The sequence below is a fragment of the Chitinophaga flava genome, assembly GCF_003308995.1.
Classification (GTDB): domain Bacteria; phylum Bacteroidota; class Bacteroidia; order Chitinophagales; family Chitinophagaceae; genus Chitinophaga; species Chitinophaga flava.
The window spans coordinates 2335699-2357791 of sequence record NZ_QFFJ01000001.1 but is presented as its reverse complement, the minus strand read 5'-3'; the positions used below and the strand labels follow the sequence as shown (position 1 = coordinate 2357791).

The window sequence follows — 22093 nt, the reverse complement described above, 5'->3', positions numbered from 1 at the left end:
GTTTTATTGTTTTTTAGGGTAGAGTTTGTAGAAGATGGGCGGATTGTCTGCTTTGTTTCCGCGGAAAAAATACAATGCCCCACTTTTATCCTGACCAATGAGTGATACCCCTGAAAAGTCAACCCATTTGGCTAATCCGGTTGTTTGATTCTGCTCACTTATCGTTTGATTTATTCCTGCTTCCACACCTGCATAAGTATAGGTGCTTTGGGAAGGAATATCGTAGCACTCAAGTATGTGGCTTTGTCTTATCAGGGTAGTACCATTTGCCAGCTGTATATTGTTGTTTAACACCGTACTAGCCGGGCTCACACCAAATGCGGCAAACGTTCCGGTCATCTTGTATTCGGGATTGGTTTCATAGGAGTGATATGCAAATTGAGTTTGGTTGGATTTCAGGGTTACACCCTGGTCGTCTTCAGGAATATTATACTGAATACCATTATAGGAAATCCAGTTAGAGGAATAGTATCCATACAGGAATTTGCCGCTTGGATCAAGCGAATAATAGCCGGTGGATACCGGAATGCCAATAGAGGGGAACCATTGCTTCCAGCTCATTATACCCCGTACCTGCCCGGCAGGGTCCATTTTAGACACCATTATAATACCATTGATTGGTTCCTGGCCAACTTGTCCGCTGAAGTTTCCGCCTACATAGTTATACCATCTGGCATGGTTTCCGGAAGCTACTTCAGGTGCATAATAATTGGTGTAATAAAGATTGTTATTAACATCTGTATTCAGACGCATCGCCACTATTTTTAGTTGGGATATCTCTCCCTGCAGTATGGTGTTGGTTTCGGCAGTGGTGGCGTTTTGGGTTACCAATGTGCGGTTGATGGTAGTTATAGTCTTGCTGGCCAGATCCATTTTGCACAAACGGAAGATATAGTTTTGTGCGGCTTCCGGAACATCTTCAGTTGTTTCTGTGGTGAAGTATAATACATCTCCGGTAAAGGTAATGGTACTACCCAGTATGTATTTTATGCTGAAGCTACTGTTTTTACTGTCCTTTAAAGCGTCTCCGGCTTTGAGAATGGTGGTAAAGTTGCCGTTACGGAACGATTGGATAGATAATTGATTGTCAAAGTAAATATTACCGAACATGTCTGTATGGACTGAACGGATAAGATTGTAATTTTTTTTCTGATAATCACTCAGGTTGTCCGGTGTCCATTGCGCAAGCTGATCTACCCATAGCGTAGTATCCGTGCGCAGGCTGCTGCCACCTATCAGTTTGATGCTTACAGAAGGACCATAAACGGTAACACCATTAGCAGTGACTGTAACAGGTCTGTTGTCGCCGGCACCCATTTCACGGGTTACCACAAAGCGTACGGCATCGATTTGCCCTTGCTCGCTGTAAGTTGTGTATCGTGGTGTCAGCTGTGCTGTATCTATTATTTTGATGGGCACATTACCTACGCTGATTACAGTGCCGGTACGGGTTGGGAATAATTTTCCTACCAGCGTGGCCGTATCGCCAACAATAAGAGAAGAAGGGTAAGTCCAGTTGATGGGCGCGAGACGGCTACCAGTGAACTGGGTATATTGCTCAGAGAACCACGGTTGATCTGCCACCTGGGCTGCGTGATCATCTACTTTTTTGCAGCCGCACCAAAAGAGCAGGCAAAGACTTAATAATGTTAATACCTGTTTCATCTGTAGTTTTTTAATTAGAATGTTTTTATGACGGCAAGAGAGAAGTTATTACTGAGACTTACATTGGCACCGGTTAGGGGATCCTTATAGCTTCCCGGGTTATTATCTGAATAACCACTGATTATCAGCGTATAGGCGTGACCGGGAATAGCTTCCAGTGTACCACGGGTGAGAAAATTTTTATCATCACCATACCGGTATACTTTGATGTTGAAGGTTTGTGGTGTACTCAATGCCATTGGAAGAAATCCGGTATGGTCCATGTATTGGGTATATGCTGGCAGGCCAGGGGGCACGACTTTGTTCAGGGTCATATACACCGGGCCGGTAAACGGGCTGAGATTAATAATCCTGATGCCGATTTTGCCTGTATCGGCAACAAACGGATCGGCAGCAATGATATGGCTGTAATTACCGATACTGTCGCCATAAAATACTATCGCCGGTTTGTCTGCATCCAGCGTAAATTTCACACTGTCCAGCAAGCGGGAGGAGGTGTCTTTAAGGGACAACTGATGCTGGCCGGCATCCAGTGCCATAAATTGAATCCAGCTGGTCTTCGTTTGCGGGTAAGTGGTGGATCTTTGAGATGGATTATACAGAAAAGGATAAATGGAGGAGAAGATATCTTTAGGCGGACGATAGCTGCTGTCGCGGCTGTCTATCAATACCAGATAACCTTTGGAGCCCCTTACTTCAGCCCCATTGGTCAGTGCTGTGGAGGCAAAGTAAAAGCTGATCTGTCCTTTTGCTGCCTCATCCGGGAGTGTAACGTCCTTGTTACAGGCATGCAGCATGCCGGTGAGTATTATTAACAGAAGTAGAGTATACTTATTCATAACTTATTTTTTAAAAAGTGTAGGTAAACTGCAGCAGGATATACCTACCGGGTTTGTATCTGGTATAGATGTTATCGCCACTGAAGTATTTTTTGCCATCTTTTCTTTCTACTTCTACTTCTTTGTCGTAGCGCTGGTTAAAATTCTGATCTTCCACAATGCGGTAGCTTTGATCCAGCAGGTTCTGGATACTCAATTTTACTTGCAGTGATTTTATGATACGTTGGGTAATGGAGAGGTCCAGCAGATGTGTGGGCAGCTGCAGCAGGTCCGGACGGATATAGGTATCGTTAGCGGTGGAATCAGCCAGTGTACGAATACTTTTGGCGTAGATACTGGGGCCACTTACGTTGTATACCAGTCCTGCCTTGGTGCCGGTAGCCACATTTTCATAGAATAATCCGGCATTCGCGATATAGGGCGCTTGTCCCTGTAAAGGACCACCTGATTTGTGCAGGCTGTCATTAGAGGCGTTGTCATGAGTTTGGCGTCTTTCTGTATTGCTTTTGATGAAAGTGCCATTCAGAACTACAGACAAGTGTTTGAAGACATTACCGGGAATAAACGAGAGACTTTTTTTGATTTCCGCTTCAATACCCATGATGTTGGCGCTAACGGAATTGTCGTAGGTGATCCTGTTGAATCCCCATCCGTCGTGCATTTCATCACTAGTAACTTCATCCCGCATTTTTTCAATCGGATGTTTGATGTGTTTATAAAAAACGCCTACGTTGATCACCTCGTTATTGGTTTTGGGATATAGTTCGGCGCGCAGATCGAGGTTGTCGATTTCGGCAGTTATCACTCTTGGGTTTCCTTTTATTTCTTCATTGCGGGAGAAGTCGTAATCGGTGTAAGGTGTTAATTCCCGGAAGTCTGGCCGGTTAACGTTGCGGCCATAGCCAGCGCGGAGCACCAGGGTATTTTGGGGCCGGAAGCTGATATTAACAGAAGGCAGCAGGACAGTCTTTTTATGATCTACATTGACCATTTCCACTGTGTTTTTTCCGGTGGCGCCGTCTTTGGCTCCTGCGAGGCGCTGCCGGTCATATTCCATGCGCAGGCCGGCATTCAGTGTGAGGCGTTCTTTGGCTGCTTTCCAGTCGCCCATCAGGTAAAAGGCATTATACTGTTCACTGGCGGTATAGGCGTCCATCGGCGTGGTGGCGTCGTATACGGCGAGGCCGGTATTGTCGTCAGGGAAGTAGTGGCTGTTCCATAACCGGGGCAGGTCAGATAGATGGTAGTGCAGGAGGGAGACATTGTTATAGCCAAATCCGGTATTCCATTTCAGATAATCAGTGTTACCTGGCCCGGCTTCCAGCTCATCTGACTGAAGCCCGGCCCTGTTTACCCGGAAGAAACGGCGTCCCACTTGTCTAACCTTAAAGAGCTGGTACCCGCCGGCTTTTACGTAGAGATTGGGCTGGAGATGAAGAGTGTAGTCCACTGAGCCGTTGTATACCTGTTCCAGGTTTTTGATATAGAGTCTCGAAACCATGCCCTGGTAGGTGGTTGATCTGCTGACATTGGAGCCGGCCGGAATCCAGGTGACGGAGTCGGGATATTGGGCATCTCCGTTCACGAAATGCAGCATCCGTTGGTCAGGTACGTTTTGCAGGTCATGTGTATATCCCAGGTTCCAGGTAAGTTCATGTTGTTTTTTTGCTCCCAGGAAATGGGTGCCGTTCAGGTTGCCGGAATACAACATCCGCTGCTGAAAGGAGAGATTCATATCCTGTTTAAGCCGGAACGGCAGGTTCGCGTAGTATTCGGGTAGTGCATTGGGTATTGTGCTGCTGATGCTCGTAAACCGTTTGCCATCGTTGACAAAAAAGTTGAGCAGGGCCAGCTGATGACGGTCATTGAGTTTTAAGGTGAGGTTTTCCAGTACATTGATTTTACCGGTTTCTGTAGTCTGGTGGCCTATTGATATTTTGTTGTTGTCACCGTATGCCTGTCCCATCACGGTGTCGAGCATGTAGGCGTTGGTATTGCCTGACTGGCGGTACATTTCTGTAGCTGCTGTTTCTTTTGTATAGGTGACGGAGGTAAGATCATACAGTCTGGCTTTCCCCAGCTGCCAGCTGTTGTAATAGTTGGCAAAGAGTTGCATGTCGGGGCCTGCATAACGTTTGCCGGGCATGAGGGTAGAGGAAAAGCCGTTGAGCCATTCATGTTGGGGCAGTGCATTGGTGGCGATGTGTTGATTACTTGCAAAGACGCCGGGTGAAAATCCAGGTAGTTTGCGGGTACCATCGTCGATGCCGAGGAAGTCCAGTTTGCCGCCGTTGTGGCTGTCTACGTTGCGCATGCTGGTACCATCACGATAGCCCAGCTGTACGCCTATGTCGAAGTGTTTTACGGGCATGGCATTTTTAGTGAATACCTTTACGGCTGCACCGGCATAGTCGCCTACGAGGTCGGCCACTGGTGATTTGTATACCAGTATTTTATCGATTATGCTGGAGGGGAGCAGGTCGTAGGCGAAAGCTTTGTTGTACAACTCCGTAGAGGGGGCAACGTTACCATTCAGGTAAGTGATATTATATCTTTCGTTCATACCGCGTACTACGATAAAACGGTCGTCCACTACGGTGATGCCGGAGATACGTTTTACGATTTCTGCGGCATTGCGGTCGGCAGTTTTGGCGATCAGTTCATTGGATATACCGGATACTACGCCGGTGGCGCCTTTGATCTCCTGGAGCAACTGTTGTTCGGTGCTGTGGGTAACGGCTCTTACCTTACGGGTGCCACTGCCGATCACTACTTCCTTCAGGGCGCCACCGGTCTGCATTTTGATATCATAGGATGCAGACTGATTATTGCGGACCTGTACCCGGGAAACGATGCCCCGCTGATATCCTACGAAAGTGGTCAGCAGGGTATAGGTGCCTTCCGGCACATTGGCCAGCTGATAAAAACCTTTGCTGTCGGTGATGGTACCGAGGGTAGTGCCTTCCAGCTGTAAGGTGGCGCCGGGGAGTGGGGTGGAAGTTTCGAAATCCACCACACGTCCGCGAATGGTGCCGCTGCCGGCCTCCTGTTTGGTATTGGGGCCTGTTTTAACGGCAATGGTGTGGGCATTTACCTGAAAGAGTATGCCGTAGGTGTGGTTGAGTTCCGACAGCACATTTTTCAGTGATACGGCTTTCCAGTGTACATTACTGAGTTTTACGCTACTCAGGGAAGCGCGGTCGTAGGAAAAGCTGAAATCGCTTTGCCGGTCTATTTCTGCCATCACGGTGGCCATGTTGGTATTGCTAAGATTTAGCGTTACCGGTTGTTCCATGGCCGGAGATTGGGCGTAGGCATGGCCTGCAATCAGCAGCCATAATACCAGCCCTGCCTGCCACCATTTTCTTTTGAGCAGGTTTGCATTGGTTTGTCTAAATTTGTTCATACGTAAACTTTAAAAACAATTGTTTTTGATGTCCCGCCTGCCAGCGGGACATTTTTTATGTGATTAATGAATGAAGACTGTGTCGCGGGTTTCCTGGTATTGGAATCCGTAAATGAAAGCCATGTTTTGTAATATGTCTGACAGTGTTTCTGTATGGTAGGTAGCTGTAAAATGAGCCCTGGACTGAGCAGAGGGGGTAAAGACAATCTTTTTGCTGAACCGTTTTTCGAGTCTGCTGAAAGCTGCATCCAGTGGTACCTCATCGAGTACGAGGGCACCGCGTTTCCAGTCTGTTTCTTTTTCGGAAACAAAGTGGCGGGTGGTGAAGCGGTGGGTGGCCTGCTGATAGGTGAGTTTAAGGCCAGGGGTGAGCACGAGGGAGCTGTCGGGGCGTACTTTTACAGAGATACTGCCGGCAGAAAGGGCGATGCCGGTAATATGCTCACCTGGATAAGCTTCTATGTTGAAGTGGGTGCCTAATACCGTAGCTTCCAGACCACCTGCATTTACCCGGAAGGGAGCTGTCTGAGGAGCTACTTCAAAATAACCTTCACCGCTAAGTGTCACGTTACGTGCCTGGGTATTATAATCATCAGGAACAGAGAGAGAAGATCCGGGTGTCAGCCATATCTGGCTGCCATCGGAGAGTGTGAGCTTGCGCACATGAGCGCTGTTATTGGCTATCTGCCGGCTATGAACAGCAAGGGGCTGCAGCTTTTTCGCCGGGCGTTGCCACCAGAAAAAACTGCCCGCCAACAGGGCAATGGAGGCTGCAGCAGCAGTGCGGCCCAGATAACGCAGATAGCGGGAACGGGCCGGATAGGTTAGTTTCACGCCCTGTCGCCTGAGCTGTTGCTCCAGTGCTGCAGCCATTCCCGCCGGCATTGTACCTGCCGGCTGGTCCCAGCCCTGGTCCAGGGAGGCTTCCAGCTGTTCGGTGGAAGCGGATTGCAGCCAGTCCAGCATCTCTTTTCTGGCTGCTTCGCTGTCGGTTTTATCAATATATCTTTGCCAGGTATCCTGATCTTTCATGCCGTTATTGTTTACGTGCTACTATCAACACGTAGAAACAACTGTTTACCTCAATCACCTGAATGGCAATTAACAATTTGGTAATATTATTATTCCATAATGGCCTGCCTATCTTTGTAAAACTTATGTCGGATACAGCTATGCATAATAAGGAACAGGTGTTTACCGGACTATATCACGCCTCCCGCGACAGGCTGTATCAATACCTGCATCAGTATACAAAAGATACCCACCTGTTGCAGGATTTGCTTCAACAATGTTATCTGAGAGTATGGGAGAAGATGGATGATATGTATGATGTGGAGAATGCATTTCCACTGTTGAAAACAATCGCCCGAAACCTGCTGGTGGATGTAGTACGCAAGCGGATAAAAGAAGATATGACCTGGCTGGAAACAGTAAAGGCAGAGGCAGAGCAACTGCTGTCTACTCCTGCAGAAAGTAGCCGTAATCCTATGCTGGCGCTGGATGCATCGATAGCACAGCTGCCGGTCAATTGCAGACAGGTATACCTGCTTCATCGCGAAGAAGGACTATCTTATCGTGAAATATCTTCGCGTTTATCCATCTCCGTTAGTATGGTGGAAAAACATATGAGCAAAGCGATCCGTTTACTCAAACATGACCTGCTCACTAATTATGAACTGTTACTGATCGTAGTGGCGGTTAACAGAATACTATAAAATAAAGGCGCCTCTTTTGAGACGCCTTCACTTTACAAGCCGTATGGTCTATCGTATATTATCTATGTCTTCCGTGGCCCATTCCGCCACCACCACCCCAGCCGTGGCCCATTCCGCCGCCGCCGTGTTGGAAACCACCCCGCTGCATTTGCTGCGGTTGCCTCATAAAATTACCTTGTGACTGCCTGCTCATCGCCATTGGCTGTCTGGTCATACCGGCCTGGTGATTACCATTCCACATTCCGCGTGAAGCGTTGGCCCGGTTGTTAAAGGTATTGTTGGCCACGTTATTACGGGTGAAATTATTGGTGCGGTTGTTATTAAAGGTTGTGTTACGGTTAAAGTTGTTTCGGTTGAAATTATTGTTATTGTTGACTACGTTGTTACGATTGAAGTTATTATTGTTGACTACGTTGTTCCGGGTGAAACTGCTGCGGTTGTTGATCACTGTTGAATTACGGATGACTTCCCTGTTGACGTAGGTATTATGAACAAATGTCCTGTTGACACTTGTTACCGCAGTATTGTAATGGAAGACACTGCCTCGCCACATACCGCCTGTAAAACCTACGCCGAAATAACCGAATCCATAGTTAATACCGCCATAGTATCCGATATGAGGACCCCAATAGCCGGGGTGCCAGCAATAAAGTCCTCCTGTTAATGCCCAGTAGCCTGGTGTCCAGAGTGCTCCCGCATAAGGAGCCCTTACCCATACACCCGGTACCCAGTAATAGTGATTACTATAGGCCCAATAACCTGGTACCCACATAAAACCATCACCCGGACAGAGAGGTTGTGAATAAACCGGTATGGCCGGTGGTGCAATGCCAACAGAAATACCTACGCTTACTTGTGCAAATGCCTGTGGTGTGGGTATTGCAAACGCCAACAGGGTACTAAGCATCAGGGCAATCTTTTTCATGACCTGTATTTATTGATTGAGTTCACTTCTTAGACATCCTTTAGCTCAGGAGGTTTAACCATTTTTCCATTGTTAAGTGAGTAGAAATGTTAAAAAAACAATTTGGAACAATCATTCCGGAATTAGGTGGCTATCGGTTCCACCGTTGGGGGGAGTCTCCGCTGGGCCTGCTGGCTACACCATGGATAAGTGCCCTGCTGGTGCTGTTGGGCTGGTTATCTGCAGCTACCGCTGGGAAAGAAGCCATGTACGCCAGTCTTCAGCCACCTTGTCCCAGTTGAAGATATCATAATCTGGCTCCCCATTTGATTTCAGCGGAAAATAGTTGTGTTCTGTGCCGATATATTCTTTAAATGTGAAGTTGGTTTTATGCAGACGGATAATCTCTGTATGAAAGAGATCGATGTAGGGCACTCCTGCATCACGGGTGCCAAAAGTAATCAGGACGGGAATCTTCAGCTGGTTAAGGTAACGGGCCGGAGGGATAGAAAAGTCGTTGGTCACTTTATAGGAATCTCCAAATGAGCGATTCATATTCTGTGGATCGGCTGATATTTTTTCCCAACGGTCGAAAGCGGTGGGTACTCCACTGCTACTGTCTGTTTCGTGTGCCCGTTCCCGTGTGATCATGGTTAACATACGACCTTGCGGGTTTCCACCGGAGTAGATGAGATGAGTTACCCGTGGAAATACGGAAGCTATTTTGGCAGCGATGGTACTGCCTTCGGAATGGCCGGCTACTACCAGCTGCTTCTGTGATATCCAGGGCTGCCGCTGCAGGAAACGGATCACAGCGATGTTTCTGTTTACATAATAATCCAGGTAGTATCTTTCCAGGTATTGTTTGGGAAACTGGCCGGTGCTGTCGCTGTAGGTGAAGTCGGGGTTGAGGTTTTTATGATCTGCAATCAGTGGAACATATGCCTTGCTGATGATAGCCAGGTGATAATGTTGTGCAAGGCTGTCAGGGTTAAATACAAAAACATTACCGATTGACTCCCGGCCGTTGTCATCATACCGAATGACCAGCGGTTGTGGCAGGCTGCCCTGGCAAAACAGAAAGAGGGGTTTGGGGACCTGTTCATCTCCTTTCTTTGATCTTATCAGGATATCTACCGTATCTCCCTTAAAAACAGTCTGCAGATGGCGGTAACCGTATACATCAGGCAGCGACTGGGAATACAGTTGTCTGGTTGTAAGCAGGAAACAACAGAGCAGGATGAATTTTATATTCACTTGATAAGAATAATTGGTGCATACCAATATAATTCAAATATGCGTTACCGTTATATTACTTTCTCCACTCCTGATGGATGACGGGCCGGCCAGGAATAGCCAGCCTTTCTCCAATACGAAATTATTGCTCGTTGTAACAGATACATGCCAATAAGGACTACAGATAGCATGGTATCCGTTATGAAGATACTATGGTCGCCATGGGCAGATTTATTTAATCCGAAAAAAAATTTACGCAATCGGGAATATCTTAAATGATTATATTTAAAAGAGTTAATCTACCTGGTACACATGGAAGCCCGTCGTTTAAAAAACATGGTTTTAAGCGCTGCGTTTGCTGCAATGATTAGCAGCGGCGTGGTTTCGCTGTTATGGCTGGAGACTGTTGAATTATCTGAGGCTGCAAGAAATAGTGATATGTATGGGCTGGGTCATGTATTGGTTGCTTTTTGTGTGATCTGTATGGCTACGTCTACAACCACTATTTTCCTGAATAAGCTGGCTGTCGTCAGGAACAATCTTTTTTTGTCCCTGTTATCTTTCTTTCTGGGCCCTTTGGTGGTTGCACTTTGTTTTGGTATAACAGTCTTCGATAAGCGGGATATAGATCTCTTTTTTGTGATGGTGGCTTCTTTCGGGTTACCGATGGCTTTTTATTTTGCACGGTACCGGAAAATGCTGGATGGCGAAGATGCATGAAGGTTTAGTGTGTCCCGGATTATTCCCCTTTCTAAGGCACTATCGTAGTAAACAGATAGGTAGCCAGTATTACCAATAGGATAACACCTTGCAGGATATTGGTACGCCCTGCATTAAAAGAAATGCTGATGGTGAACAACGATAACACCAGGAGCAGCGTGGATTTGGTATCGATACCCAGTGTAACGCTAAAGCCTGAAATGACAGTAACGATGGCCACTGCGGGGATTGTCAGTCCGATACTGGCGAGTGCAGAGCCCAGTGCGAGGTTCAGGCTGGTCTGCAGTCTGTTGCGGCGGGTGGCTCTGATAGCGGCCAGTCCTTCGGGCAACAGGATTACTGCTGCAATGATAATACCCACCAGACTTTTGGGAGCCCCCAGATTGACTACCATTGTTTCAATCACCGGAGAAAGCTTTTTAGACAACATTACCACCAATGCCAGCGACATAAGCAGAAACCCCATACTGATGGAGGTGGTCAGGTTATCGGGAGGAGCGGAGTGGGATTCTTCTTCATCTTCCGGAAGAAAATAATCCCGGTGTCTTCCTGTCTGCACAGACACAAATCCTCCGTACAATACCAGCGATATGATGGCTACAAACAGCAGCTGACTGGAAGAATATACGGGGCCAGGCGTAGTAGTGGTAAAATTGGGCAACACCAGTGTCAGGATAGAGATAGCGGTAAGGGTAGACAATGCCGCATTGGTACCTTGTTTGATAAACACCTGTTCCTTGTAGCGATAACCACCCAATAGCAAACACAAGCCTATGATGCCGGTCAGCAATATCATAATCGCCGCAAATACCGTGTCTCTGGCAAGTGTGGATCCCTGGGTCCCTTCACTCAGCATCAGGGAAACAATCAATGACACTTCAATAACGGTGATGGCCAGCGCAAGAATCAGGGTGCCATAAGGCTCTCCTACCTTATGTGCCACCACTTCGGCATGGTGCACTGCCGACAATACAATGCTGATTAGTGATATAGCCTTTAACAAAGAGAAAACAGGACTGTTTGTGCTTCCGGTCAGCTCAAGTATTGCCAGGCCAATTAAAGGGCTTATAAGGCTCCATAAAGGCAAGGCTATCTTCCATTGTCTGTATAGAAAGTGTTTGTATGGCATATACGTAATTACAAAAAAATAATTAATTGGTTCATTTTAAATTTACAGGCGGTTGATTAACTGCCTTGCTTATGAGAATGTTGTTATTGTGCTATGCCCCGTAATGAGTTAATTATTGCCAACGTTATATTTTCTTTTTATCAATAAAATCTAATCAAAAAATGGAAAAACTGATGCGGGAAGTACACTTCCTGAAATTCTATTCTCTCATCCTTACGACGCTATTGATCGCCTTTCTTTTTATGGCATTCCGCAATGATTTCGGGAAACAACGTTTCGAAGAGATAGATGTAGAACGAATCAACGTTATTGAAAAAGATGGTACTATAAAATTGGTAATTTCCAATGCGGAGCGGCAACATCCGGGTATGGCAGAAGGAAAGGACACTACAGTATTCCCAGGATGTGGAAGGCCCCAATAAAAACCGTTCTTATGGTCTTAGGCTCTGGGACCGGCCAGATGAATATCCCATCTCCAAAGTTAATCGTATAGTCGATTCCGTTAAATCAATTAAAGGAGATAAGAGGGTAGAAGAAGTTATTGGTAAAATGGTGGACGAAGGTAGCCTGGGAGCTGAGCGTTTGTTTGTAGGGAAAACAAAGAAAGGAGACGTAGGGCTGTTTATACGGGATGGTAAAGGTGTTGTGAGAATTAAGACTTCAAACACTCTGGTCCATTCTTCTCCACTATCAGGAGCATCCGCTTCATCAAAATAAATCAGCGGTTAAAAAAAACATCTCATCATTTTTCTTAACACCTTCAAACTCCCTGATACCCGCTTCTCCAGCGTGCTCACAGGTACTCCCAATAGTTGCGATGCTTCCTGATACGATCTTTCTTCTTCACGGATGAGATTAAATGCTACTCTTTTTTCGGGAGATAATTCCTGCATGATTTTTTGCAGACGGTTTTGTGTTTCCTTCAGTTGGTATTGCTGGTCGGGGTTTAGTTGACCGGGCTGGTTGTCTGCATCTGCGGGAAGTTCCATCATTGTAAGTGCAGCGCGGATTTTTTTGCGGTGATATACTTTCACCTGATTATAGGCGATACCGAATACATAATTGACAGGGTCCTGCAATCCTTCCCATTTTTTCCACAGTTCAAGATAACATTCCTGCACCAGGTCTTCCACCTGATGCTCATCGGTGGTCAGTTTCCGGAAGATCCGGTATAAACCATCCCGGGTAGTTTCAAATACCTGTAAGAATGCAACTTCGTCGTTCCTGGACATAGATAGGCGGATAACGGTTACAAAACTATAGTTATTCCGGTATGGCCATAGTCTGTTAACAATAAGTTCACATTGGGCATTGGCGGAAAAGGTCTCATAATGACAGTTTAATGGAAAGAAAGGAACAGAATGCAATTGCCTGTAATGATTTGGGAAAAATATCTGGCCGGCACCGCTTCCCGGGAAGAGCTGGAAATACTGGACGCCTGGTTGCAGGAAGCTGGTAATGAGGAACTTGCTGCCCTTATGCAAAACAATCCATTGGATAAAACTAAGATGCCAATGGAAATGGCTACACGTTTACGTGTCAGGTTGCAGCAATTACCTTCAACAGGCAAACGAATACATGCTATACGTAAATCAGTTATCTGGTGGGCAGCCGCTTCGATATTCATTGCGGGTCTTACCGGCCTGTTTTATCTGCTGAATCACCGGCAAATGACCTCTTCATCACAGCTGGCTGTAGTGCAATGGGACAGCATCAGCAATACATCAGCACATGCCCGGATGCTTACACTGCCAGACCAGACAAAGATCTGGCTCAACAAACAAGCAGTATTATACATCCGGAAAGATTATAGTAAACATCGCGAAGTTCGGCTGCAGGGTGAAGGTTACTTTGATGTAGCTCCCGATGAAACGCATCCATTCAGGGTTACAGCCGGTAAAGTACAGACATTGGTATTGGGTACCGCTTTCAACATTGACAATACACCTGGACAGTCAGCAGTATATATCAGCCTGGTAAAAGGTAGTGTAAAAGTACAACAGGATACAGAACAGCCACCATCCGGCAATACAGCTGCTGTAGTCCTGCAACCAGGGGAGACTGTCAAAGCTGATTATCAAGGAAACCATCTGAGCAAAACCAGCGTCACAGATGTATCCGGCTGGGTAAAAGGACAACTGGTATTTAATCAGCTTCCGCTGTCGGAAGCCTTGCCTAAACTGGAAGCTTACTATGGCATCCATATAGAAGCTGACCCTGCCCTGCTACGGAATAAAACAGTGACGGCAGTATATCGGAAATATGAAACCTGGCAACAGGTTTTACACCATTTGTTATTCATTTATCAGTTGTCATACAAAATAGGGCCTGACCAGGAAATCGTCATACACTCCTGAATGATGCCCGCCAAACAATAACAGGCTATCAGCTAAAAGACTCAAACAAAACACACAATGATGAAAGTATCTTCCGGATGGAAGCGGCTCCGCTCCATCTGCCAGCAACTATTGCTGTTGCTATTGCTATGCCTGGCCGGTAACAGGCTTCCGGCCCAGGTAGCCCGTCTTGCAGGTAATGTGACCCTGCAGATGGATAAGGCCAGCGTGGCCGACGTGATTGCCGGCCTGCAGAAACAAACTGGTTATGTTTTTTCCTATGATAAGAACAGGCTGTCTGCTATTATGGTACGCGATATCCACTGGCAGCAGATTCCGCTGGGCAAAGCACTGACTGCATTGCAGGAAAAAGCAGGACTTGAATACACGATGCTTAATGATAATATAGCCGTAGCCGTTAGAAAGTCCGGTCATCAGCCGGAAAATGTTCAGCCGGCGGGTAATGGTGCCATCAAAGGCCGTATCGTGGACTTTGAAACCTCACAGCCACTGCCCGGCGCTACTATCAGTATCCCGGAAGCTTCACAAACAGTGATATCCGACGAAAAAGGATACTACCATTTCAAAAAAGTGCCAGCAGGTACATATACCCTGGTGATCACCTATACCGGTTACCAGAAAAGAACTATGCAGCAGCTGCACCTGCAGGCAGACCGGGAGATGATAGCCGATGTGAAAATGCAGGCAGGTAAAACACTGGAGGAAGTGGTGGTACAATCGGGCGTTCGCAGAGTAAAAGCAGTGACACATTCTACAGAAAGAGAATTGCTGAATGAGCTGCGAGGCGCTACCGGTGTGGTATCCGGTATCTCCAGTGAACTGATCGGCCGCACCGCTGACCGTAACGCCGCAGAAGTGGTAAAACGTATTTCCGGTGTAACGGTAGTGGATAATCGTTTTATTGTGGTAAGAGGGATGAACGAACGTTACAATATCACGTATCTGAATGATAATATCGCTCCTTCTACAGAAATGTACAGCAAGGCATTTGCTTATGACCTGTTGCCCAGTAGTATCATCGACAAGATCCTGGTGTTTAAATCACCCCGTCCTGATCTGAATGGAGAATTTGCCGGAGCTGCCGTGAAAGTATATACGAAAAATGCGGTGCCGGTAAGACACATCGATATTGGCGTTCAGCTGGCACACCGCCCTGGCTCCACTATGACGGACATCGACAGCTACCGCGGCGGAAAACTGGACTGGCTGGGCATAGACGACGGTACCCGTAAAATGCCAAACCTCGCACCTACTTATTTCCAGTCGGGCAAGGATACCAGGCATTTATCTCAGGCTGATATCCTGCGTGAATTTTCTCCTGTGTTGTCAACGCAACGTACTACCAGTACGCCGGACATGCAGGTATTCTTCAACTATTACAATGCCTTTCATCTGGGTAAAGCCTGGTTATATAACCTGAGCTCCGTTACCTATACAAAAGAAACTACCGGTTTTGATGTATACCGGCAAACCGGCAATACAGATGCCTACATGACTGCAGATGCAGACCTGAACCTGGGTACGAATAACCAGCGTATCTGGTCAAAACAAAGCACCGAAACAGGTAAGATCAACGTACTGGAAAACTTCACGCTGAAGCTGAATCCGCGTCATACCCTGCAATTCAAAAACTTCTTTGTAAATGATGGCCGCAGGGTTACCAATATCAATGATGCAGAAGGCAATGTTACACCACGGATAGATTCCGCTCAGTACATGAATAACCGGGAAAAAAATATTCTTCTCTCTTTCCAGCAACGTATTCTGTATTCCGGCAACCTGGGCGGCACACATGACTGGGGCAGTACTCACAAACAACGCCTGGAATGGAACCTGGGATATACCTATGACCAGCAGAATGTTCCTGATCAGCGTATCAGCCGTTTTAAGACTGCATTTAGTCAATATTCTTCTGATGTGCCAGGGATGGCCTATACAGCCCGTGGTACTAACGGTAGTGATGCCGATGCTTTTCTGGGTATGGTTTCCCGGCTTTATGTAAAAAACAATGAAGATGTATATAATGGTGCTGTTGACTATACTTTTCATGCTTCCAAACAGTGGGAGCTGAAGGCAGGTTCCTACCTGTCATTCAAACGCAGGAACGTAAGCCGGCGTTTCTTCCGGGTAAACAGGGGCGGACTGGGACCGGGTGAAGTCAGCATGCCTGGCAATGAAGGTAGTGGAGCTGGATGGCCTCAGGGGTATGGTCTGAGTAACCCCTCTCTGATCTACTTCCATCTGCAGGACCTCGACCGGGTATGGAGCACCGATTATTTCCAGGAGAACAAGAGCGGACTGGAACTATACGATGCTACTACTCCGGTGGATAAATATGTTGCAAGTGAGCAGTATAATGCTTTCTACGGCATGGGATCATGGAAAACACCTGATGAAAAACTGACGCTGAACGGTGGTGTGCGTGTGGAATATGACCGGCAAAAGCTGGCTGGTGCCACTGCAGCAGATAATGGTTCGCTCCGCACCGTATTTGTTGATCATCCTAAAACATCCATTCTCCCCTCCGTCAATTTCAGCTACCGTCCGACTGATGCCTTTGTAGTCCGTACCGGATGGGGGCGTACGGTGAACCGACCTGAGTTCCGTGAGTTAACACCTTACGATGATTTCGATTTTGTGAACAATGAGTTGATTAGAGGTAGCCAGCAGGTAGTAACCGCAACCATTGATAATTATGATCTGCGTTTGGAATATTATCCACATAACGCAGAACAGAATGAGGTATTTAGTCTGGGTGTGTTTTACAAACACCTGCAGGATCCCATAGAACGTATGCGTAAGGAAAAGAACGGTTTAGCAGATGGTTATGGCTTTACCGGGATCAGTTTTGCCAATGCAAAGGACGCTACTGTGTATGGCCTGGAGGCGGAGATCAAAAAAAGCCTGGCTTTCCTGGGAGATGGTTTCTTCAAGCGCCTGAGCATAGCAATAAATGGTACATGGGTGAAAAGTACCACCCAGCGCTTAGTTACAGATCACTATACCCCAGGTGTAGGCATGGATACCTTGTTAGTGTCCGGAAGGGCTTTACAAGGGCAGGCGCCTTATGTAATCAATGCAGGACTTTTCTATGAACATCCGGGCACTGGTACCAAAATCGGTGTTACCTATAACGTGAATGGTCCGGTGATCTATGCCAAATCTATTGCCAGCAAGGATGTACAGTTTTCGCAAGAGGACAAGAACATCTTTAACAGTACACGTCCCGACCTGGTACAATTACCGATGCACCTGCTGGACCTGTCCATTACACAACGTATCGTAAAATCACTGAAAGTGAAGTTCAGCATTCAAAATCTGTTGGATCAGGCTTATCGTATCGTGGAAGATCACGACTACAATCAGCGGTATAACAAGGAGTATCCTGTGCAGAACCGCCGGGGACAGACTTACTACGAAGGGGATAATATCTATACCCGTTATAAGCCCGGGCGCTATTTTCAGTTGGGGTTCACCTATGCTTTCTAAACAATCAAAAAAGATCACATGCGTATCATTTACTCATACACAAGACTGGCGGTAATAATAGGCCTGCTGTTTGCGACAGCCTGCCGTCAGCAGGATAATGACCTGCAACCGGAGGACGCGCAGATCGGCTTCTACAACGCCTCTGAATATATACGGCTGCAACTGAAGAACACCCCCAAAGCAAACTACCTGTTTGTAGATACAAAGGATACGGTGCCTTCAGGTGCTGTCCCCCGTTTCACCAACAGCGATTACATTAATCAGTTTCCCAACAAGTTCTACTATGTTAATCACCCGCAACCATGGTTGAGTTACATACGGGTAGCGCCAGGCGCCCATCAGCTTATTCTCCGGGACACCAGTATGCGCCGTACGCTGGTTATTGATACCGTGCTTTCCCAGCATGGAGAGCCTATGACAGTCTACTTTGCTGATGACAAAGGTAAATTCCGTACCTGGAAACTGTCTGACCAGGTAAATACAAAAAGTGATTCCATTTATCTGCGGATATTGAATCTCAGTCCGGATGCCGGTAAAGTGTTCCTCACTATTAACGGTAAAGTACCTACGGGACTTCCTGCTTCCCTGGACTATGGCGATGTGACCAGGTTTACAGGCAGAGCTGTTAGTGGCCCCGATACGCTGCGGGTGCGCTTTTATCAGCAGTCCGCTCCTGATGCGGCTATCATCAGTGCCACCCTGCTGACAACACCAGGCAGTGCTTACAACATAGTGCTGAAGGGCAATCTGATGGCTCAGTCATTCAAAGATCCTTTAACCGGCCTGGTTCTCAACTATGATGCGAGTCTGAAACTTGCATTGACACAGGTTAAGTAAAACTGTTCATCAACTTATAAATCAATAGCATGTTAGCAATACATCATTTTTTCAATCGTGCTGCACTGCTGTCGTTACTCCTGGTAGTACTTTTTTCCTGCCGGAAAACAGACAATTATGCTCAGGAAATAAACGATACTCCCTATCTCATCACCGGGGAAATACCACTGGGACCCAACAAAACGTACAGTGGTTTCAGGAGTTCCTACCTCGTGGGAGATACCGCGATGCTGATAGGAAGACTTTTCCTGGAAAGGCCAGGTTCCAGAATTCTTGTTGGTGGGCAGCCGGTAAAAATAGAGGACCAATCCAAACTTTCGTATATCCGGAACGAGTATACGAAACAAGCGGAGTCCCTGGATATCATACGTTTTGTGATCACTCAGGAAATGGGTCTTGGAGATCATATTCCGATAAGCCTTGTCGCCAACGGACAGACCATCCAGGCGCCGGAGATCAGCATCCGAAAATTTGCCGGCAGTATGCATCGAACAGATACTACTCTTTATGTGGATCTCCTGACAAACTGGAAGCCCGCAAACAGCAGTTTATATCAGCAGAAAAACAGGCCGTTGATCAACAATGTCAATCTTACTTCCGAAGGAGATATCTATTTTAGTAATAATACAGAGATCGATGTTTATAAAGGTGGAAAGATCACCCAGCTCATTAATGTAAACGATCAGTTCCAGGAAAATGGTACTACATTCGCTATCAAAATGATACAGGGTAGTGCAGTCGCTTATGATGGCAATACGCTGACCTTCTCTGCTGAAGTAACGGAAACTATACCCGAGGCGGCCACATCTTATATTTACAGGTTGTGTAAAATGGAACTGGCAACCCAAAAGATTACTACCATTAACCGGACCCTGGTTACCAAAGGGCGGGTGACTGTCAACGAAGTTGCAGGGCCGTTTGAAGGAGCCATTGGTACATTGAAAGTAGTAGCCACTCAGCTGAAAACAGATATGAATGGTGCGCTGTATTTTGTCAACAATTATGCGCCTGCCCGTACAGACTGGGTGAATGAAATCGACTGGTATAGTAATGGATGGGGACCTTCTTTCTACTATATCAGCCCAACTGTTTACGCCAATATCTGCCGGGTTGATGCCGGTGGCTCTGTAAAGTCCATTTTTAAGCTGGAAGAGTTCTTTATGGGGCCTTCCTATTACAACATTCCCGGTCGGCCACTGGAGCTGACCACCGATTACGTGCTCAGCCCCGACGGTAAAACAGCCTTTGGTACCTGTGCGGTGAATAGTATGGGAAGCATCTTCAAACAGGCTGCATATGATCTGGAGCATGACGAGATATTAATGATGCCAAAGAGTTTCTATTTTGAGCCTTACCGCTTCTTCTCTTATGATACCGCTGCGGTTACCGGTTACCATAAATCCGAAATGTCATTCGGCTATTCTCTTAATGATGAAGTATACCTGAACCACTATTGTTTTACTACTGAGGGTGAACTGCTTGCAGCAGATGGTGTTTCCATAGCAGCTGTAGATCTTGTTAATAAATCCCTGTACTGCTATGCAGGAACAGAAATGGGTATTGGTACAACAAATGCTCCATGGCAGGATCAAAAAACCGGCCCCGCCAAAAAAATTAATTTTGGTACAGAGACAATGATGATCGGACAGGATAAATACGGAAATGTTATTTATACCGGCTCGCGAAGTAACTATAACCAGGGAGTTACTTTTTACAAGTTACATTCCCGCAAATAAAGCAAGGAATTGAGCTAAAGACTGATATTGGTATTTAAGACTGGAAATGAGAGAAGACAGGCCGCAGTAGTATCTACTGTGGCCTGTTTTTTTGTTAGTATAGCTAATTACCTATTCAGTGCTTAGTGAAGTGAGATTACTGCCTGTATGCTGTAACTTTCTTATGCCTAATGTCAAACCCATCTTCCAGACGATATACGTTTTTGTAATTAACCCGTAACCATAAAAACAAAAAAAACATGAAAAAAACCCTCCTCTTAACAATCCTGTCATTGCTGGCAGTAGGATCATTGTTTGCTCAGCAATCTACCGCAGTACAGCTTCGCGACTCAAAAACCTTCAGGGTATTTAAAGCTGACCCCGTACTCGGTACCGTAATATCTATCGACTGTGGCTCAGCAGTCGTGAGACAAGGTGATGCACCTTTCAAAAACGGTGTGGCAAATATGAATGTCTGGTATATTCCTTACGTTGGTGATGTTGCCGGAGCCATTCCTGCAGCCGATGCCGGACCTATTGCTTCTCAGGGTGTTGAAGGCTTGCAGCTGGTACTTCTTGATGGGAACATAACCTCCGGAACCTGGGCGGAAACTGTCGGAATATGGGGAACACCTACCTCCTCAGGAACAGCGTCTTTTCCTATCCACTTTGGAGGCCAGTCTTGTACACTGAGTGTGACTGTGCAGCCATAGCTATCTTCTGTGTTGCTATTCTGCAATGCTGTTAGATTATACAACAAAATCCGCCTCATAGGCGGATTTTGTTGTATAATAACCATTTTGAGATTGATTCAGGCTTCTCTTAATAATTTCGGTTTGAATAAATTTAGAAGAATATAACTTTGATACTCGTTATTAAATTCTGATATTATGAGTATTCCCAGACCTAATTTATTTAAAATTTCTACAAAAGAACTTTCTCAGGATGCAATCATTACCTGGCTTTTACAATGGGCAAATCCGGAAGTGAGATCAGAAGATAAAGCACTCCATGAATGTGGTACCGCACTGTTGAGATTGTTGATAAGTAATTACCCGGGATTGTCAGAAAAGAATATTGAACGGGTGGAAGCAGGCCGGCAATGGGAAAAAATTGATATCTGGGCGGAAATTTACTTTCACAACGGAGAAAAACTCTTGTTGATTATTGAAGATAAAGTATTCGCTGGCGAACATGCTGACCAGTTGACAAGATATAAGGAATATGCAGAACAATGGTGTAAAGAGAATGACTTCGGTTTAATATGTGCATTCATCAAAATAGGCAGTGAGGCTCAATCAGTATTAAAAAAGATTGAGGATAAAGGATACAATGTGTTCACCAGAAATAAGATACTTGAATGCTTAAAGGATCACCTTCACACTGACAATAATATCCTTGAAGACTTCGTTTTATATATTCAGGGTATCGAAGCTGCTCATGAATCCTTTCGGGAACTCCCGCTTAACAAATGGTATGATCAATCCTGGATCGGCTTTTATCAATATGTGGAATCTCAGATAAAAAATGTTCATTGGCACTATGTCAATAATCCCAGTGGCGGCTTTTGGAACTTACATCTAACATGGAAATATTGGATCGATATTCCGGTTTATATGCAGATTGAGCAAGGGCGGTTGTGCTATAAGGTAGCTCTTTGCGATGATGAAACGGGGCTGGGTTTGAAACCAAAAGATATGAATCTGGTGCAAGACCATATTCACCGATGCCTGGTTGATTTTGCTTTAAAAAATAATTTTAATGAAATTGTTAGACCCAACAGATATACTAATAGAGGTAGCTACCGTACAATAGGCGTCATTTACCACAATGATTGGTCTGGAGATCCTGAAAATATACTTGATAAAGAGTTGGTAATAAACAATCTTAAACGTTACATTGACTTTCATGATTCATTCATTGATTATTTAAGGAGGTTTAATTACAAGGGCATTGGATTAAATCTGGAGGGAGATGTATCATAATTTTTTATTGACTATTAGCAGGTCACAAGAGAATCTATTCAAATTAGAAGGCTGATCCTTAAAATGATACTGGCCAAATGGTATTTAAACCATTGG

The 22093-nt window shown here is 45.9% G+C and carries 19 protein-coding genes; 11 read left to right on the top strand and 8 right to left on the bottom strand.

From position 1 onward, the window contains the following. Positions 1-3: 3 nt before the first annotated feature. The 4 genes from DF182_RS09390 to DF182_RS09375 all read right to left on the bottom strand — a co-directional run bounded on the left by DF182_RS09390 (position 4) and on the right by DF182_RS09375 (position 6942). Positions 4-1665: a hypothetical protein gene (locus DF182_RS09390; protein WP_113615377.1), complete on the bottom strand. Its 1662-nt coding sequence runs from the start codon at positions 1663-1665 to the stop codon at positions 4-6. Positions 1666-1679: 14 nt separating this feature from the next. Beyond that, positions 1680-2504, bottom strand: coding sequence for a DUF4397 domain-containing protein (locus DF182_RS09385; protein WP_113615376.1), 825 nt, complete (start codon positions 2502-2504; stop codon positions 1680-1682). A gap of 10 nt (positions 2505-2514) precedes the next feature. Further along, positions 2515-5910, bottom strand: coding sequence for a TonB-dependent receptor (locus DF182_RS09380; protein ID WP_113615375.1), 3396 nt, complete (start codon positions 5908-5910; stop codon positions 2515-2517). A gap of 63 nt (positions 5911-5973) precedes the next feature. Next, complete coding sequence (locus DF182_RS09375) at positions 5974-6942, bottom strand: FecR family protein (protein WP_113615374.1); 969 nt, start codon at positions 6940-6942, stop codon at positions 5974-5976. Positions 6943-7067: 125 nt separating this feature from the next. Here DF182_RS09375 and DF182_RS09370 point away from each other — a divergent pair, with 125 nt between their 5' ends. After that, positions 7068-7625, top strand: coding sequence for an RNA polymerase sigma factor (locus DF182_RS09370; protein WP_161964103.1), 558 nt, complete (start codon positions 7068-7070; stop codon positions 7623-7625). Positions 7626-7683: 58 nt separating this feature from the next. Here DF182_RS09370 and DF182_RS09365 read toward each other — a convergent pair whose 3' ends face one another. After that, positions 7684-8550 (bottom strand): YXWGXW repeat-containing protein, encoded by an 867-nt coding sequence (locus DF182_RS09365; RefSeq protein WP_113615372.1) that lies wholly within the window; start codon positions 8548-8550, stop codon positions 7684-7686. 86 nt (positions 8551-8636) lie between these two features. Here DF182_RS09365 and DF182_RS32110 point away from each other — a divergent pair, with 86 nt between their 5' ends. Then, positions 8637-8831 (top strand): hypothetical protein, encoded by a 195-nt coding sequence (locus tag DF182_RS32110; protein ID WP_147243393.1) that lies wholly within the window; start codon positions 8637-8639, stop codon positions 8829-8831. On the opposite strand, the gene DF182_RS09360 is transcribed toward DF182_RS32110, so the two are convergent. Beyond that, on the bottom strand, positions 8776-9786 hold the full coding sequence (locus DF182_RS09360; RefSeq protein WP_147243392.1) for an alpha/beta hydrolase family protein: 1011 nt from the start codon (positions 9784-9786) through the stop codon (positions 8776-8778). The genes DF182_RS32110 and DF182_RS09360 overlap by 56 nt on opposite strands. A 315-nt stretch (positions 9787-10101) precedes the next feature. Between DF182_RS09360 and DF182_RS09355 the strand changes: the two genes are divergently transcribed. Continuing rightward, entirely contained in the window at positions 10102-10485 is a 384-nt protein-coding gene (locus DF182_RS09355) for a hypothetical protein (RefSeq protein WP_113615370.1), read from the top strand. A gap of 31 nt (positions 10486-10516) precedes the next feature. Here the strand turns inward: DF182_RS09355 and DF182_RS09350 are convergent, their stop codons facing one another. Continuing rightward, positions 10517-11488: a calcium:proton antiporter gene (locus DF182_RS09350; protein WP_245957396.1), complete on the bottom strand. Its 972-nt coding sequence runs from the start codon at positions 11486-11488 to the stop codon at positions 10517-10519. Positions 11489-11775: 287 nt separating this feature from the next. Between DF182_RS09350 and DF182_RS09345 the strand changes: the two genes are divergently transcribed. Continuing rightward, complete coding sequence (locus DF182_RS09345; RefSeq protein ID WP_113615368.1) at positions 11776-12036, top strand: hypothetical protein; 261 nt, start codon at positions 11776-11778, stop codon at positions 12034-12036. After that, positions 11960-12331: a hypothetical protein gene (locus DF182_RS32440; RefSeq protein ID WP_161964102.1), complete on the top strand. Its 372-nt coding sequence runs from the start codon at positions 11960-11962 to the stop codon at positions 12329-12331. The genes DF182_RS09345 and DF182_RS32440 overlap by 77 nt, the downstream gene beginning before the upstream one ends. Before the next feature lie 8 nt (positions 12332-12339). Here the strand turns inward: DF182_RS32440 and DF182_RS09340 are convergent, their stop codons facing one another. Continuing rightward, positions 12340-12846: an RNA polymerase sigma factor gene (locus DF182_RS09340; RefSeq protein ID WP_113615367.1), complete on the bottom strand. Its 507-nt coding sequence runs from the start codon at positions 12844-12846 to the stop codon at positions 12340-12342. Positions 12847-12990: 144 nt separating this feature from the next. On the opposite strand from DF182_RS09340, the gene DF182_RS09335 reads away from it, so the two are divergent. From DF182_RS09335 to DF182_RS09310, 6 genes are all read left to right on the top strand, one after another. Beyond that, positions 12991-13971: a FecR family protein gene (locus DF182_RS09335; RefSeq protein ID WP_161964101.1), complete on the top strand. Its 981-nt coding sequence runs from the start codon at positions 12991-12993 to the stop codon at positions 13969-13971. 57 nt (positions 13972-14028) lie between these two features. Then, positions 14029-17460 carry a TonB-dependent receptor gene (locus tag DF182_RS09330; protein ID WP_113615365.1) on the top strand — a complete coding sequence of 1144 codons (3432 nt, stop codon included), beginning with the start codon at positions 14029-14031 and terminating at the stop codon, positions 17458-17460. 18 nt (positions 17461-17478) lie between these two features. Continuing rightward, entirely contained in the window at positions 17479-18297 is an 819-nt protein-coding gene (locus DF182_RS09325; protein WP_113615364.1) for a DUF4397 domain-containing protein, read from the top strand. A gap of 29 nt (positions 18298-18326) precedes the next feature. Next, on the top strand, positions 18327-20033 hold the full coding sequence (locus tag DF182_RS09320; protein WP_113615363.1) for a hypothetical protein: 1707 nt from the start codon (positions 18327-18329) through the stop codon (positions 20031-20033). 239 nt (positions 20034-20272) lie between these two features. After that, on the top strand, positions 20273-20725 hold the full coding sequence (locus DF182_RS32520) for a hypothetical protein (protein ID WP_113615362.1): 453 nt from the start codon (positions 20273-20275) through the stop codon (positions 20723-20725). Positions 20726-20902: 177 nt separating this feature from the next. Continuing rightward, positions 20903-21997: a PD-(D/E)XK nuclease family protein gene (locus DF182_RS09310; protein WP_113615361.1), complete on the top strand. Its 1095-nt coding sequence runs from the start codon at positions 20903-20905 to the stop codon at positions 21995-21997. The last annotated feature ends 96 nt before the right edge of the window (positions 21998-22093 follow it).

Coding starts and splice junctions, on each gene's coding strand:
- DF182_RS32440 (WP_161964102.1), top strand. CDS start 11,960: ATGCGGAGCGGCAACATCCGGGTATGGCAGAAGGAAAGGACACTACAG.
- DF182_RS09385 (WP_113615376.1), bottom strand. CDS start 2,504: ATGAATAAGTATACTCTACTTCTGTTAATAATACTCACCGGCATGCTG.
- DF182_RS09365 (WP_113615372.1), bottom strand. CDS start 8,550: ATGAAAAAGATTGCCCTGATGCTTAGTACCCTGTTGGCGTTTGCAATA.
- DF182_RS09330 (WP_113615365.1), top strand. CDS start 14,029: ATGATGAAAGTATCTTCCGGATGGAAGCGGCTCCGCTCCATCTGCCAG.
- DF182_RS09370 (WP_161964103.1), top strand. CDS start 7,068: ATGTCGGATACAGCTATGCATAATAAGGAACAGGTGTTTACCGGACTA.
- DF182_RS32520 (WP_113615362.1), top strand. CDS start 20,273: ATGAAAAAAACCCTCCTCTTAACAATCCTGTCATTGCTGGCAGTAGGA.
- DF182_RS09310 (WP_113615361.1), top strand. CDS start 20,903: ATGAGTATTCCCAGACCTAATTTATTTAAAATTTCTACAAAAGAACTT.
- DF182_RS09340 (WP_113615367.1), bottom strand. CDS start 12,846: ATGTCCAGGAACGACGAAGTTGCATTCTTACAGGTATTTGAAACTACC.
- DF182_RS09355 (WP_113615370.1), top strand. CDS start 10,102: ATGGTTTTAAGCGCTGCGTTTGCTGCAATGATTAGCAGCGGCGTGGTT.
- DF182_RS09325 (WP_113615364.1), top strand. CDS start 17,479: ATGCGTATCATTTACTCATACACAAGACTGGCGGTAATAATAGGCCTG.
- DF182_RS09380 (WP_113615375.1), bottom strand. CDS start 5,910: ATGAACAAATTTAGACAAACCAATGCAAACCTGCTCAAAAGAAAATGG.
- DF182_RS09335 (WP_161964101.1), top strand. CDS start 12,991: ATGATTTGGGAAAAATATCTGGCCGGCACCGCTTCCCGGGAAGAGCTG.
- DF182_RS09320 (WP_113615363.1), top strand. CDS start 18,327: ATGTTAGCAATACATCATTTTTTCAATCGTGCTGCACTGCTGTCGTTA.
- DF182_RS09345 (WP_113615368.1), top strand. CDS start 11,776: ATGGAAAAACTGATGCGGGAAGTACACTTCCTGAAATTCTATTCTCTC.
- DF182_RS09375 (WP_113615374.1), bottom strand. CDS start 6,942: ATGAAAGATCAGGATACCTGGCAAAGATATATTGATAAAACCGACAGC.
- DF182_RS32110 (WP_147243393.1), top strand. CDS start 8,637: ATGTTAAAAAAACAATTTGGAACAATCATTCCGGAATTAGGTGGCTAT.
- DF182_RS09390 (WP_113615377.1), bottom strand. CDS start 1,665: ATGAAACAGGTATTAACATTATTAAGTCTTTGCCTGCTCTTTTGGTGC.